Here is a 14,844-nt window from a genome sequence, read left to right as displayed (position 1 = left end):
CCGGCCCTTCAGAAGCTCAGCTTCATCCCGGCCACGAAGGTGCGCGGGGCGCCGGCATAGATCGAGCCGGAGGTCGCCGCGAGCACGTCGCGCCCGTTCTGCAGACCCGTCGTCGCGTTGAGCGAGTTGGCGAGGGGATTGGCGGAGGCGATGTAGGTCGTGTCGAACACGTTGCGGACCTCCCCGTAGAGGTCGATCCGCTTGGCGTAGCCGGCCGGCAGCAGGCGCGAATAGTGGATGTTGAGGTTGACGATCGCGTAGCCCGGCACCCGCAGCAGGTTGGCGTTGTCGAGGTAGTAGCCGTCCTGCACGATCGTTTCCGCGAAGGCCCCGAGGCCGGCCAGGGGGCCGGCCGGCACGTCGTAGCCGATCCGGGCGAGGAGCTGGTGGGCCGGCACGCCGGGGATCGCGTGGCCGGCGCGGTCGAACCGGACCGGCGCCGCCCCGGCGCTCAGCTGCTCCACGTAGTCGGTGTAGAACTGGTCGTCGAAGGTATAGGCGAGGGTGCCGCGCCAGCCCTCCCCGAACAGCCACTCCGCGCCGAACTCGATGCCGCGATGCTCCGAGGCGGGGGCGTTGAAGGTGTAGCTGAGGAGCCCGAAGCCCGGCGACTGGGACAGGAGCTCGTTGCGATAGAACTCGTAGAAGCCGGTCAGGCTGAGGCGAAGGTCCGGCAGCGGCGTCCAGTCCGCGCCGAGGTCGAAGCCGAGATTCTCCTGCGTCTGCAGCTGCGTGTTGTTGCCCGGCAGGCCGGCGGAGGTGACGAAGAGGTTGCTCGCCCCCGGCGTCGCGTAGCCCGTGGCGACGCGCCCCCGGACGGCGAGGGCCTCGTTCGGCCGGTAGACCAGGGCCAGTTCCGGCGCGACGTTGAGGAAGCTGCGGTCGGCCGTGGCGAGGCTGCGGGTCAGGCTGCCGTTGGTGTAGGAATAGGCGAGGTTGCGCCCCTTGATCCAGGTGTTCTCGGCGCTGATGCCGAGCACGCCCGTCCAGCTTTCCGAGAGGGCGAGCTCCGTGCGGGCGCGCCCGCCGAGATTGGCCTGCTGCGAGAACTGGTCGCCGATCAGGGCGCCGAGGCGCGGCCCGGCGAAGGGCGTGAGGTTGAAGGTCGGCGAGTGGCCGTCCAGCGCGCTGAGGTTCAGGGCCGCGTAGGTGAGGGCCGGCAGGCCGAACAGCTCCGAGCGGTGGGTCACGTCGGCCAGGACGTTGAGGGAGGGGATGCTGCCGCGCCCCGACGAGGTGTAGAAGGCCTGGTTGATGTTGCGCTCGTCGAAGCCGGCCTGGATCCGCCAGGTCGTGTCGGCGTCCACGTCGTGCTCCCATCGCGCGGCGACGATGGTGCGCCGGTCCTTCCGCTCCAGGCCGATCTGCGCGGCCGTCACGGGAATCCTCGTCCCGAAGGCGCCGTTCCGGAAGAGCGAGTAGGTCACGCAGCCCGGCGCCGCCGTCGCGGCGCTCGCGCAGCTGCGCTGGAAGGGGTTGAGCCGGTACTCGTCGAGGGAGGCGCGGCCGGCGATGTCGGCATGCACCTCGTTGTCGATCACCTTGAGCGTGAAGCGATTGTCCGGCGTCGGGGTGTAGCTCGCGAGCAGGTTCACCGTCTGCGTGTCGTAGCCGGTATGCTCCTGATAGCCGTTGCCGCGCACGTCGCTCGCGAACAGGCTGATCTCGACGGGGCCGCTCACGCCGCCGACGGTGAAGTAGTTGCTGAGCAGCCCGTAGCTGCCGGCATCGGTGCCGACCTCGTAGCCGTCGATCTCGCGGCCGGTGCGGGTGCGGAAGGCCAGGGCGCCCCCGGTGGCGAAGTTGCCGAACAGCGCCGATTGCGGGCCGCGGAAGACGTCGATGCGCGAATAGGCGCGGGGATCCACCAGATCGAACCGCGTGAAGCCCTCGGGCTGGGTGACGACGAAGCCGTCCTCCAGCACCACCATGTTGCGGGTCACGCCGGTGGAGCGGGCGTTGTTGCCGCGGATCGAGATCACGACGTCGCGGGCGCCGTTGCCCTGGCGCACGGTGACGCCCGGGCTGTTGAGCAGCACCGCGCCGATCCCGGTGGCCGGCCGGTTGGCGATGACGTTCTCGCGGCCCACCGCGGTGACCACCTGGCCCACGGGATGCTCGATCACCGCCGCGGCCGAGCCGGGCGGGGCCGCGACGCCGAACGCCTTGCCGGTGCCGGCGACGGAGACCTCTTCGAGGGTGATGGCGGGGGAATCCTCGGCCCAGGCCGGCGTCGCGGGCAGGAGCAGGACGGCGAGGAGGGCGGGCGCACGGAGGAGGGACGCACGGGCGGCAGGGCCCTGCGGGAGGGAGGAAGGCATCGGGGAAGACTCGTCTGATCCGGCGGCGTGCGGGCGGCACCGCCGCGGAGGGCGTCGGGAAGGGCGCTGGCGATCAGACGAAGGCGGGCGGCGCGCGGGGCTGGCCGGAAGGATGGTCGGAAACGATCCGGGCGGGCGGGGGCGGGATCGGCCAGGCGGCGGCGATCCGCCAGGACGGGGCGGCCAGGGCGGGCGGCGCGGCCGGGAGGATGGCGCCGGTCAGGCCCGCGGCGCAGAGGCCGCAGAGCTGGCAGGCGGCGTGCGGGGCCTGTTGGGCGGGCTCGTCCGGGTCCGTCTCCGCGCCGGAAGGGCCGCAGATCACGGCATGGGCGACGGGATCGGCGGCGAGCGCCATGGCGCGCAGGGCGGCCGCGGGGGCCAGGGCCTGGAGCCAGAGCGCGAGGAGGATCAGCCCCGCTCCGATGATGCCGCGCTGCGCCACGTGCCCCACTTCGTTCCGCGGCGGCAGCGATAGCGGGCGCGTGATGGGCCCGCCAGCCACGGCCGCGCTTGGCCGGCGCGTTCCGGGCGCATGGGGACACCTTGTGGCCGGGCGGTCACGCCGCCGGCCCGGGATGCCCCGGCCGGCGTTCCGCGCTAGAAGGCGGCAGGACGCGCCGCCAGGGCGCCTTTCGCGCACAGGGACCGCCATGCCAGGAACGCCCCGCGCCGGGATCATCCCGGTCACGCCCTTCCAGCAGAACTGCACCCTGATCTGGGACGAGGCCACCAAGGTCGGCGCGGTGGTCGATCCGGGCGGCGACCTCGAGCGCATCGAGAAGGCGATCCGGGATCAGGGGGTGAAGGTCGAGAAGATCCTGCTCACCCACGGCCATATCGACCATGCCGGCGGCGCGGCCGAGCTGAAGGAGCGCCTCGGCGGCGTGCCGATCGAGGGCCCGCACGCGGCCGACAAGTTCCTGCTCGACAGCCTGCCGCTGACCGGCGCCGATTACGGCCTCGACGGCGCCCGCGCCGTCACCCCCGACCGCTGGCTCGACGAGGGCGACAGCGTCACGGTCGGCGGCCTCGGCTTCGACATCCTGCACGCCCCCGGCCATTCCCCGGGCAGCGTCGTGTTCGTGAGCCGGGACGCCCGCTTCGCGCTGGTCGGCGACGTGGTGTTCCAGGGTTCGGTCGGCCGCACGGACCTGCCCGGCGGCAATCATGAGCAGCTCATCCGCATGATCAAGGAGAAGGTGCTGCCCCTCGGCGACGACGTCGCCTTCATCCCCGGCCACGGCCCGACCAGCACCCTCGGCAAGGAGCGCGCGACGAACCCGTTCCTGCAGGATTGAGGCGGACCCCGCGAGCCCCCGGCAGGGCCCTAACGCCGCGTTAAGCTCCCCCCTTCAAGAGGGGGGATCAGGCGGCGCTCGGTGGCCGGAAAACGATGTAATCCCAAGGCGAAACCCCTATATCAGGGGACCCGAACGAATCGCAGGCGCGCGCCTGGGCCGACGAGGCCCTCGCGTGGGAACCACGAAGCCGGAAACCGCCTGCCCGAGGAACTGCATGTCCGATAACGAGAACAACGAACACGCCGAGAGCTACGGCGCAGAATCGATCCGCGTGCTGAAGGGCCTTGATGCGGTCCGCAAGCGGCCCGGCATGTATATCGGCGACACCGACGACGGTTCCGGCCTCCACCACATGATCTACGAGGTGGTGGACAACGCCATCGACGAGGCGCTCGCGGGCCACGCGGACCTCGTCACGGTGACGCTGAACGCCGACGGCTCCTGCACGGTCACCGACAACGGCCGCGGCATCCCCACCGACATCCACAAGGAGGAGGGCGTCTCGGCGGCCGAGGTCATCATGACCCAGCTGCATGCGGGCGGGAAGTTCGACCAGAATTCCTACAAGGTCTCCGGCGGCCTGCACGGCGTCGGCGTCTCGGTGGTCAACGCCCTCTCCACCTGCCTCAAGCTGCGGATCTGGCGCGGCGGCAAGGAGCACCGCATGGAGTTCCGCCACGGCGATGCCGTGGCGCCGCTGGAGGTGGTCGGCCCGGCCGGCGAGCGCCGGGGCACCGAGGTGACCTTCTATCCCTCGCCCGAAACCTTCTCGATGATCGAGTTCGACTACCCGACGCTGGAGAAGCGCCTGCGCGAGCTCGCCTTCCTCAATTCGGGCGTGCGCATCGTGCTCACCGATGCGCGCCATGCCGAGCACAAGCGCGAGGAGCTCTGCTACCAGGGCGGCGTCGAGGCCTTCGTGCGCTATCTCGACCGCTCCCGGAAGCCGGTCGAGGGCATGTCGAAGCCGGTCACGGTGCTGGGCGAGCGCGACGGCATCCGCGTCGAATGCGCGTTCTGGTGGAACGACTCGTTCAACGAGACGGTGCTGCCCTTCACCAACAACATCCCCCAGCGCGACGGCGGCACCCATCTCGCCGGCTTCCGCGCGGCGCTCACCCGCCAGCTCACGGGCTATGCCGAGTCCTCCGGCATCGCCAAGAAGGAGAAGGTGGCGCTCACCGGCGACGATTGCCGCGAGGGCCTGACCGCCATCGTCTCGGTGCAGGTGCCCGACCCGAAATTCTCCTCGCAGACCAAGGACAAGCTCGTCTCCTCCGAGGTGCGTCCCGCGGTCGAGAACATCCTCAACGAGGGCCTGTCCAACTGGCTGGAGGAGCATCCCGGCGAGGCCCGCTCCGTGATGGGCAAGGTCGTGCTCGCCGCCGCCGCCCGCGAGGCGGCGCGCAAGGCGCGCGAGACCATCACCCGCAAGGGCGCCCTCGACATCGCCTCGCTCCCGGGCAAGCTCGCCGATTGCCAGGAGCGCGACCCGTCCAAGTGCGAGCTGCTGCTGGTGGAGGGCGATTCCGCCGGCGGCTCGGCCAAGCAGGGCCGCGACCGCACCTTCCAGGCGGTGCTGCCGCTGCGCGGCAAGATCCTCAACGTCGAGCGCGTGCGCGCCGACCGCATGCTGTCCTCGGCGGAGATCGGCACGCTGATCACGGCGCTCGGGGCCGGCATCGGCCGCTCCTCGACGGACCGCGAGGGCTTCAACCCGGAGAAGCTGCGCTACCACCGCATCATCATCATGACCGATGCGGACGTGGACGGCTCGCATATCCGCACGCTGCTGCTCACCTTCTTCTTCCGGCAGATGCCGGAGGTGATCGAGCGCGGGCACCTCTACATCGCGCAGCCGCCGCTCTACAAAGCCGAGCGCGGCCGCCGCACGATCTACCTGAAGGACGAGCGGGCGCTCGAGGACTACCTGATCGACCAGGGCGTCGAGGGGGCGGTGCTGCGCCTCGCCTCCGGCACGGAGTTCGGCGGCGAGCAGCTCAAGACCCTGGTGGAGGAGGCCCGCGGCTTCCGCAGCATCCTGCAGGGGCTCCACACCCGCTACGACCGCTCGGTGGTGGAGCAGGCCGTGCTGGCCGGCGCCTTCGCCCGGGACGCGGCGGAGAATCCCAGCGAGGCCGAGGTGCTGGCCGATGTCGCGGCCAAGCGGCTCGACCGCATCGCCGAGGATATCGAGCGGGGCTGGACCGGGGCGGCCTCCGAGGGCGGCTACGTCTTCAGCCGGACGTTGCGCGGCGTGAAGCAGGTCTCGACGCTGGATGCGAGCCTGATCGCCTCGCAGGAGGCCCGCCGCCTGGCGGACCGCTCCGAGGCGCTGCAGGAGATCTACGGCGAGCCGGTGACGCTGGCCCGCAAGGGCGACGAGACGGTGCTGCACGGCCCCGTGGCCCTGTTCGAGGCGGTGATGGCTTTCGGCCGCAAGGGGCTGCAGCTCCAGCGCTACAAGGGCCTGGGCGAGATGAACCCGCACCAGCTCTTCGAGACCACCCTCGACCGGGAGACGCGCTCGCTGCTCCAGGTGAAGGTGAAGGACCTGACCGATGCGGACGATCTGTTCGTGAAGCTGATGGGCGACGTGGTGGAGCCCCGCCGCGAGTTCATCCAGGAAAACGCGCTGAGCGTCGCCAATCTCGACGTCTGAGCGAGAGGGCGGCGTCCGGACTGTAATTTCTCAGTAAAGTTTGACCCTATGGAAGGGTAACTTGACCGGATTTACTGAGAAGTTCGACCCTCGCGGCTCTGGGGGAAAGTGATTAGGCTGCCTTTCAAAGCGAATAGGCTGACCTATGAAAGCGATTAAGTGTTCTTCCCGGGCATCCTGGTGCGTTCAACAGGCAGCTGGCGTTCGAGACCGAGGGCGAAAAGAGCGCGCGCCATCCGTGGCGCTCGTTATAGCACGGGACAGGCGCAAGTGCCTACTTCCGACGTGAAAGCCAACGCCAGCTTGAGATCTCACCTGGTTCGGGAGATCCACGGACAGTCGGCTGTCTTTGCTTAAAGGTAATCTGGTGCTTACGCGTAGGGAAAATAGCAAAGCTTGGTGAATAACGGCGCGGCCGCGGCATCCCCCCGGATGCACCGCGCCCCGCCAACTACGCCCACCGGGAGGCACGTCGGCCGGAAATCGGCCTCTCGGCTTCACCCGTCGCCGAGCATTTCTCAACGAGCCAGGCTCGCTCTTGAACGGCGGGTCGCGCCCGTCCGTCGGATCGTTGATGATCCCGAAGTCCTCGCCAGGTTCATAGAACACTCGACCGCAATCGAGGTCAGGTGCGAATGGCCCGCCTTCGGTCAGGAAGTACGCATCACCGTCGTGTCTTGGACCCACGAGCGCGGCGACAGGCCCGCGCCCTTCTTCCTCGTCGCGGCGTCGTACCCCGTCGGCCGGTCCTCTCCGAGGACGTTCCGGTCCGGGAAACGCGCCGCCACACGGCCATGCTCGCACGCGGCCACCATGCCTTGCGGCCCGCCGCGCGCTGCCATGGGGCGATTGACGCTTAACCTCGGTCCGGTGACCAGGGGTGGCGGCGTCCACCTCAGCGCAAGGCCGGTTCCATGGATAGGGCCCGGCAACTCGCGAGGCGCATCAGCCTCGAACGCGGGAGCACGCGGGCCGGATCAGGATGATCCGGGACACCTCAACCGCCCCGGCGCCGGCCACGGAACATGGGAACGGTCGGGGCAGCCATGCCGGTTCGCCCGGTCCCGCTCGCCCCGCCCGGGCGCCTCACCACCCGCACCCGGGTGCCGCGCGGCGGCCGTGGCTCCCAGGCCGTCGGGCAGCGGGCGCAGGCCTGCGAGGATGCGTGACAGGCGTGATGCGAGGTCCCCATCGAGGCAGCCCGCGTGCCCCTTGGCCATCCTGCGGAGATACCTCTCCAAGCCGGGCCCGACGGCCTGCCGATGTTCGAGGAGGATCCGTAACGCGCGGGCCACGACCCCGTGCGGGTTCGGGTTCTCCTCCAGGTTGGTGTCGACGATGGCGTCGCGCAGCCAGGCGGTGAAACGCGGTCCGTGGTGAACCCGGCGGGAGCCGCACAGGTAAAGCACGGCGTCGCAGTCGAAGAAGGTGGTGTGCACCAGGTCGGTCAGGTGGGCGGCCTGCACGTGCCCGGACTGGACCGCCCAGGTGGAGGGTAGGGCCCAGACGTCGTACGAGTGGCGGCGCCCGGCGATGCGGTAGCCGCCGAAGCGGTTCCGAACGGCCGCGCCGTCCCGCATCAGCTCCGCCAAGCGCTCCGGCGGCGCGTGCACGACCAGGTCCACGTCCGATGCGAAGGCCGCAGCCCCGCCCCGGGCGATATCCCGGGCCATGCCGCCGAAGATCGCAACCTCGCCCACCTGCCCGAGATGGCCGATCAGATCCGCGATCTCGGGGCCCCCGCGAGCCTCGTCCGCCAGGAACGCCTGCATCCGCCGGCACAGCTCAGCGCCGTCGCGGACGGGGGAGCCAAGGTCAGCCATGGTGCCGCCTCAGGTCGTCGCGCAGGGACACCGCGAACGTGTCGGTCATACCCGAGATCATGTCGGTGACGAGCTGCAGTTCGCGGTAGCGCATCGGCATCGCGTTCCCGGGCGACTCGGCCACGCGCCGGTAGTTCTCCGAGATCCGGGAATACACGTAGGCCGGCAACGCCTCGCGGTCGGAGCGCAGGTCGTCCGGATCCTTGCGCTCGATGATGGCCTTCCAGAACATGTCCATGAGCTCGTGAACGGTCCGGTGCCCGTCGAGCTCGACTTCGAGGACGCTGCGGTGGCGGTAGACGTGAAACTTGGCGAAGCGCTTCAACGAGGTCCACAGCACGACCGCCTCGGAGGCCGCCATCAGCTCCCTGTCGAACGCGCCGGCCATGATGGCATCCCGGTTCGCCACGAACGCCCCAACCGCGGCCCGCACCATCTTCCCGATGGCGTCCACGCGGAACATCTGCATCGAGATGTCGTCGAGTTCCCCGGGCGACAATCCCGCGTCCCGGAACTCGGCGTGGCTGCGCTCGGCCCGCTCGCAGACGTCGAGCGTCAACTCGTCGTCGCACGCGTCGTGACGCAGCCAAGCCATGAGCACGTTGAAGTTGATCAGCTTCTTCTTGGCCGCGTCCTCGACGTCCACCACCGAGTAGGCGATGTCGTCGCAAGCCTCCATCACGAAGGTCAGGGGATGGCGGACGCCCTCCCGCAAGCCGGTCTCGGCCCAGACCTCGGCGGCGATCTCGGCCTCCGACTGGAAGAAGTTGAACTTCTTCCTTGCCTGGGAGGTCTTGTCGACCGCGTCCGACGGCACGGGATACTTCATCAGGGCCGCCAGGAAGGCATAGGTCATGTTCAGGCCGAAGTCGTCGTTCAGGATCTGCAATCGCGTCAGCAGCCTGAACGCCTGCGCGTTGCCCTCGAATTTCAGGAAATCACGGCGCATCGGCTCGCTCAGGTCCGGCGCGTCGAAGATGTCGAACGAGGCCGGGTCATCCTTGCGCGGCACGGAGTGCCGCTTCACCCAGGTTTGGATCGCGGTCTCGCCCTGATGTCCGAACGGCGGATTGCCGAGGTCGTGGGCGAGCCCGATGGCCTCCAGGAGGGCGGGCACGTTGCGCAGGGGCTCGACCTCCCCGGGGAAACCCAGCGCCCCGCCGTGCACGAAGGCGAGGGTGGTTCCCATGCTCCGCGCCATGTTCGCCACCTCGTGGCTGTGGGTTAGCCGGGTGCGGACGCTGTCGTTGCGTTCCAACGGGAAGACCTGCGTCTTGTCCTGGAGGCGCCGCACCGGGGTCGAGAACAGGATACGGTCGTGGTCACGTTCGTGCTCGGTCCGGTCCTCGCCCAGCCGCGCCGTGTAGGCTCTGCCTGCGGCCTTTCCCTTGCGCCGCTGCGCGTTGAGGAGGCGTCTCCAGTCGAGTTGATCGGCCATCCTTCGATCCCGTTGCGGCGAGGACGCCCGGTCCATCGCCCACCCACAACACCGTGCGCCCCGGTCTACGTTCCGGCCCTCCGACGCGTCACGCCAGGATCCTGCGGTTGTCCACGGATTCCGTTCGGTACGGTGCCGCTCGCGCCAGCAAGACACTAGGGCAGGCGCTCCAAGATTGGAACATAGAGAGAACGAAATCGGTGTTGGCCGGCCCATCCGGAGGTCCCTGCCTCGCCCCGTCCCCACCGAACCCGGAGGGGCGGCTCATGCCGGAGATCTGCCCGACCGGCGTGTCCTGCTCAAAGCCCTGGGCCGTCCCGTACCGGAGGCGGCGCGCGGTCGCGCGTCGCTTGCATCGCCACCTGTGGCCCGCCGGCTGTCACTCCCGGTGCGCGGACACAGCGGCCCCCGCCCCGGCGGCACATGGATGGCGGGCCGGGCGAGGGGGCACGAGCGGGCCGGGCGATCCGCCGTGGCTCTCATGCTGGTCCCGGGCGTTCCTGTGCCTCGGGATCCGGGCCTCCCGCGCCCGGCGCCGTCACAGCTACGGCGACCGCAGCACCGACGATGGCGCCTCCCAGGGCCGCCGCCGCCAATGCCGCAGGTGCCGGCGGCCGACCCTTAACCGCCTCAGCCAGGATGGACTTCGCCTGGGCCTCGCTCTCACGCACGGCGAGCATCAGCTTGGGACCGAACTTGAGGACCGATCCGGCACCCTCGTGGTGGATGGCGGGGCTCGGCGGCTCGACCTCGCGGACCCGTTCGGCGCTGACCATCATCTCGATGGCGCCCTCGGGAGGGGTCAGCCGAGCCATGGCGGCCCCGGCTGCGGCGAACTTCGCGGCCAGGGACGCCACCGTTTCCACGGAATAGATCCGGTCACCCGTGATGCGGAGCATCACCGCATCCTTGAACTCGTGGTCAAAGGCCTGCCGCATCCAGAGCAGCTCGTCCGGAGCGATAGACTCGACATCGCCACCCGGCATCCTGACGATCACCATGTCAGCTCCCCCTGGCATCTAAGCTCGACAACACCCTAACATCTTCCCCGCCGTGAACGACGGGGATTTTCGGGAACCGCGAGGTCCCCTCCAGTCGACAGCGCGCTTGGCTCCCGCGGCTCCTCGCATCCACGACGCCGCACGCGGCGCAGGTCTGGCTCGTGAACCGAGCCGGAACGGTCGCGACCTGACCGCCTCTCTCCTCAATCTTGTAGCTCAGGATCGTCGCGAACTGATGCCAGCGCGCGTTCAGGATGGCGCCGTTCAGCCCTGCCTTCTGCCGGACGTTGCGGCCCGGCTCCTCGGCCGACGCCGAAGCGGCGGGCGACGCCCAGGGCCTCGCGATGGTGGAAGTCGCGCCGGATGCGGGCCTGCCGCGCCTGCAGGCGCGCGACGCGAACTTGGGCCCGGCGGCGTCGGTTCGAGCCGCGCTTGCGACGCGAGACGACCTTCTGCGCCTTCCACTTCCGCGCCTCGATCCGCCCCAGGCTCTCGGGCAGCGTCGTTCGCTGGCCGGTCGAGAGCGCGAGCGTGGTGGTGGCACCACGCCGCTCAGGGCAGGGGGCCGGTTCCCGGGTCGGGCACGGCCGACCGCGTCATGAAGAACCGCTCCTTTCCCTCCGCCCACGCGAAGCCGACGCGCGCCAGTTCGGCAACCGGTGGGCCACCGTCGTCCGCGGCGAACCTCAGGGTCACCCCCAACGCGTCTGCGGCCTCGACGAGCCAGTCCGCGAATTCTTCCGGAAGCCGGCCACCGGCGCGGCAGGCGATCACGAGCTGGTCCTCCGCATAGGCATCGAGCACGAAGCCGTCGCCACCGTCCCGTTGCAGGATGTGGCGCATCAGGCGGAAGGAGGCGGTGTCGAGTTCCGGCGGAACATGAGCGTCGAGACACGCGTCCACCTCGGCCCAGGTGGGCTGGTCGACCCGGTGGCCCGGTCCGACGAGATCCTCCGCCCTGTGCCGCATCGAGCCGACCTGAAGGTCGAAGCAGGTGGCGACCGCAAACCGGACCCCGTGCCGCGTCAGGACCGCCCGAGCCCGCCCGCACAGGTCGCCGCTGCGGTCGACGGCGATCTCCGTGACCTCCAGCCCGGGATGGCGCCGCAGCACGGTTTCCAGCGCCGCTCCGAAGCCGCCCCAGATATCGCCCTGCAGCCCGTCGAGCAGGCGACGGCGCCAGGGTGGCCCCGCCAAGCCCCGCTTCCTCGGACCGCCGACCGGGGGTGACCGCAGGACCGGCGCGGCTCGGGCGAACGCGGCGCTCCGGACCGCTCCGAGCTCCGCCTCGAAGACGGCGTCCGCCAGGCGCAGCACGAGGGGCGCGAGCGCCTTCCTCGCCGCTTTGCGGAACTCATGGGCGGCCGACCGCACCTGACGGGCACGCGTGTCGTCGCGTGCGCCCGAATTGTACCCGACCGCTCGCGAGCGGCCCGCACCCTGGGCGAAGGTCCGGGCTTCGAGGGCCTCGACCGCGCGCATCAGGATCGGGAGCGCTTCCAGGAAGCGGACGGCGCCGTCGAGGTGCTCCCGCGCCGTGGTGTGCTCCGGGACCTCGCCCGCGATCTGTCTCACCGCCGCGAGGAGGCCGGAGACGTCCCGTGGGTCCCGCAGTTGCGGCAGGGCGGAGGAGGCGGCGCGATGGAGTGGGTTGCGCGTCCTCGCGAGCGGCACGACGACCCCGTCGAGCCACGTTTGCCTGAGGTGCTTGCGCAACCCGACGTCCAGGCCGTGCAGCTTGGACCGCAGGATGCCTCCCGCTCGGCTGGCGGTGAGAAGGTTGTCCAGCAACACGTTCAGGATCATGCCCGATTCGGGCGGACAAACCGCGACGACGGCCCGCATCGCCCGCCGGATTTCCCCTTCCGGGACGGAGGGCATGCCGGCGGCAGAAGCGTCGGGCGCGTTCGAGGCATACGGGACGTGGCCGGAAGGAGACATGCGAGCACCGGAGGGTTGGGACGGAGCCGCGCCGCCGGGGATCGGGCACCCCAGCGGGGCCCGCCGGGACCGCCGCTTGCGAGTGGCGCCGGCCCGAATCGACAGAGTGCTGCTCCGCCCGGGAGCACGCGTTGATCGTCCGGGCGGTCGTGAAAGGGACAAGCTGCGACCCGCCACCCCGATCTTCGGCCAGGAGTCCGCGAGGGGAGAGGCGCGTGCCAAGCCAGACCTGGCCCGGGCAGCCACAGGATTGCGCAGCTCTCAGGCCCAGCCCCAGTCCGGCGAAGCTCGGGGAGGGCGGTGACGTGGACCGGGAGTCGACCGGGGTCTGAACCCTCCGCGTGTCTCACAGCCGCCCGGAACCCGCGACCTGTATCAGGGCTCTGCTTGGGGGGGAGCCCACGGTCGAGCATGGCGCGGCGCCCGGCGGGTTCGTCGGCCAGCTGGCCCTCCGAAGCACGCACCGGTCGGCCACCGGCCCGCGCCTCCTCCTTGTCGGGCGAGCGGAAGCCGGCGGGTCCTTCCGGGCCCGCGGCGTAAGCGAGGAGGGTACCTGGGCCGGAGGCTGGGTGGCGGATTGCGCGGGCCGGCTCGCGCCGACTTGGTCGGAGGGGCCCGAGCCGCGACCGATGTTGACCGGACCCGTACCCCGCCTGGCGGAGGTGTCATGGCTCGGCGAAGGCGCCCAGGTCACGGACCGTGACCCGTGCCCGGGCCGCCCAAGGCGGGCACGTGCATCTCGACGAGCAGACGAGGCGCCGGGCGTTTCGCATCATCGACCGGCCGGGGGCTGGGACGGGCCCGGCGGGGCCGCGGTCGCGCCGGTGGCGGGCGGTGCATGGCTGCCACGAGGAGGGCGACGCTCGTGCACGCCTTCTCACGGCCCTGGTTTCCTCGACATTGACGCCTTCAGGCAGCTCGCCGGTTGCGTCATGCGAGCGGCCTGCCCCCGACGGCTGGCGCCCCGAGGCGAGGGCATGCCGCGGCCCCGTATCCGGGGGCCGCGGAGCAGGGACACCGGCCCCTGAATCGGGGGCGCTTGGCTCTCCGGGTCGGACGCTCGGGCCCGACGAGCGCCGGCGGGTCCAGGGCCCTGCCGGGCCTAGCGGCGGCCGGCCGCCATCCGGCCAACCAGGTTCCGGCCGGCCTTGCCCCGCAACGTCCAGGCGTGGGCCCGTGACGCTCCCGGCGGGACGGCGGGCGGCGCGGTCCGCACCGCGTCCACGTCACGACCGCGCGGGGACGCGTAGCAGGCGGCGATCCAGGCATGCACCGCGCCGACGAGCGCCGCCATGGTGACGGCGCTTCGCCCTTGACCGTCGCGACAGGACCCGGACCGGCCCAACAGGGCGTTGAGGTGCGCTTGTCCCGGCAGTGCACGTGCGGGCCGGTGCAGGACCTGGATCCCCATCCGCCACGCGGCCTCGTGGAAGCCCGTGTCATGGTACCCGACGGCGTGGTCCACCACGATGACTTCCGGCACGCCCAGGCACGGCCAGACGGCACCGAGCCCGCCTGCCGTGCCCGAGCCGTCACCGAACAGCCCGAGGACATCGACCGGCCGGCGCCGCGCCGCGTCGAGGGCCGCGGCGACGACCAGGCCCGTGCTCTCGTCGCGGGCCAGCGTCATGTGGACGACATCGAGGCCGAGGTCCGCGACGCGAACGGCGAGGGCTGCCTGGCTGATGCCTACGCACGCCAGCGCACGCGGGGAGGGGGCGCTCACGGGCACGCACCGGCCGTGCGCGTCCGGCGGCACCTGGCGGCACGATGCTGCCCGGGCGGCATCGTCGAGGGAGGGGGAGGAGGTGGTCGTTTCCTGGTCACGGATCTTCATCGGGGAACTCCGGCATGACGGCCGCAAGGGCGGCCCGTCGCTGGACAGGGGGCTCCCCCGGCCGGAGCCGAGGGAGGGGAGCGCACCGCGGTGCGGACGCTCAGCGGTCGGCGTCGTCGGCGTCGGAGGGGCCCCGCCCGTCGAAGTCGGCGGCCCGGCGGCCCAGGGCACGCGCGACGTCGCCGTCCCACCGGTCGAAGTCGGGGTCGAGGAAGGCGGCGGTGACGGGGTCGTCGTCGGCGCCGGTGAGGCCACCGAAATCCAGGTCGTCCATGGGTCTTGTCCTCTCGCAGGCGAAGGGACCGGGCCCGCATGCCGTGAGGGCGGCGGGTCCTCGGCGATGGTCGCCAACGGGATCCAGGACGGGCGCAACGAGACGCTTGCGCAGGCGCGCAGGTGCGGCTAGGGTACGACTGTCGATCCGCGGGGCCTGGCAGCCTCCCGGAGGAACCCGTTGGCCTTGGCTGGCCGATCCCGAACCCTAGGGTGCGGGATGCCTGACACTCGCGGCAGCTGCGAC

Annotated in this window: 12 protein-coding genes; 2 read left to right on the top strand and 10 right to left on the bottom strand. The window is 70.8% G+C overall.

Annotated features, from left to right (window positions below; all coding sequences use genetic code 11):
• Nucleotides 1-8: 8 nt before the first annotated feature.
• Nucleotides 9-2,321: a TonB-dependent receptor family protein gene (locus tag MFF21_RS00205; RefSeq protein WP_238309180.1), complete on the bottom strand. Its 2,313-nt coding sequence runs from the start codon at nucleotides 2,319-2,321 to the stop codon at nucleotides 9-11.
• Nucleotides 2,322-2,394: 73 nt separating this feature from the next.
• Nucleotides 2,395-2,763: a DUF2946 family protein gene (locus MFF21_RS00200; RefSeq protein WP_238309179.1), complete on the bottom strand. Its 369-nt coding sequence runs from the start codon at nucleotides 2,761-2,763 to the stop codon at nucleotides 2,395-2,397.
• A 208-nt stretch (nucleotides 2,764-2,971) separates the two neighbouring features.
• Here MFF21_RS00200 and MFF21_RS00195 point away from each other — a divergent pair, with 208 nt between their 5' ends.
• A complete protein-coding gene (locus tag MFF21_RS00195) occupies nucleotides 2,972-3,619 on the top strand; it encodes an MBL fold metallo-hydrolase (protein WP_238309178.1) in 648 nt (215 codons plus the stop codon).
• Between the two features lie 217 nt (nucleotides 3,620-3,836).
• Nucleotides 3,837-6,284: a DNA topoisomerase (ATP-hydrolyzing) subunit B gene (gene gyrB, locus MFF21_RS00190; protein ID WP_238309177.1), complete on the top strand. Its 2,448-nt coding sequence runs from the start codon at nucleotides 3,837-3,839 to the stop codon at nucleotides 6,282-6,284.
• Between the two features lie 977 nt (nucleotides 6,285-7,261).
• Here the strand turns inward: gyrB and MFF21_RS00185 are convergent.
• From MFF21_RS00185 to MFF21_RS00160, 8 genes are all read right to left on the bottom strand, one after another.
• The gene (locus MFF21_RS00185) at nucleotides 7,262-8,107 is read right to left on the bottom strand and encodes a nucleotidyltransferase family protein (RefSeq protein ID WP_012454408.1); all 846 of its coding nucleotides are present in this window, start codon (nucleotides 8,105-8,107) and stop codon (nucleotides 7,262-7,264) included.
• Nucleotides 8,100-9,545, bottom strand: coding sequence for a dGTP triphosphohydrolase (gene dgt / locus MFF21_RS00180; protein ID WP_012454409.1), 1,446 nt, complete (start codon nucleotides 9,543-9,545; stop codon nucleotides 8,100-8,102). Before dgt ends, MFF21_RS00185 begins: the two co-directional genes overlap by 8 nt.
• A gap of 479 nt (nucleotides 9,546-10,024) precedes the next feature.
• Complete coding sequence (locus MFF21_RS00175; RefSeq protein WP_012454410.1) at nucleotides 10,025-10,546, bottom strand: hypothetical protein; 522 nt, start codon at nucleotides 10,544-10,546, stop codon at nucleotides 10,025-10,027.
• 1 nt (nucleotide 10,547) lies between these two features.
• Nucleotides 10,548-10,754 (bottom strand): zinc ribbon domain-containing protein, encoded by a 207-nt coding sequence (locus tag MFF21_RS24080; protein WP_373324892.1) that lies wholly within the window; start codon nucleotides 10,752-10,754, stop codon nucleotides 10,548-10,550.
• Nucleotides 10,750-11,034 (bottom strand): hypothetical protein, encoded by a 285-nt coding sequence (locus tag MFF21_RS24075; protein WP_373324891.1) that lies wholly within the window; start codon nucleotides 11,032-11,034, stop codon nucleotides 10,750-10,752. The genes MFF21_RS24080 and MFF21_RS24075 overlap by 5 nt, the downstream gene beginning before the upstream one ends.
• A gap of 64 nt (nucleotides 11,035-11,098) precedes the next feature.
• Nucleotides 11,099-12,352, bottom strand: coding sequence for a hypothetical protein (locus tag MFF21_RS00170; protein ID WP_158022282.1), 1,254 nt, complete (start codon nucleotides 12,350-12,352; stop codon nucleotides 11,099-11,101).
• Nucleotides 12,353-13,589: 1,237 nt separating this feature from the next.
• Nucleotides 13,590-14,324 carry a hypothetical protein gene (locus MFF21_RS00165; protein ID WP_009866585.1) on the bottom strand — a complete coding sequence of 245 codons (735 nt, stop codon included), beginning with the start codon at nucleotides 14,322-14,324 and terminating at the stop codon, nucleotides 13,590-13,592.
• A 100-nt stretch (nucleotides 14,325-14,424) separates the two neighbouring features.
• Nucleotides 14,425-14,598, bottom strand: a complete 174-nt coding sequence (locus MFF21_RS00160) for a hypothetical protein (protein WP_009866584.1) — start codon at nucleotides 14,596-14,598, stop codon at nucleotides 14,425-14,427.
• Nucleotides 14,599-14,844: the final 246 nt, after the last annotated feature.

It is taken from the genome of Methylobacterium organophilum (assembly GCF_022179465.1).
GTDB lineage: Bacteria > Pseudomonadota > Alphaproteobacteria > Rhizobiales > Beijerinckiaceae > Methylobacterium > Methylobacterium organophilum.
Note: the sequence above shows the minus strand (reverse complement) of the source record. Positions and strands in the feature narration are given on the sequence as shown.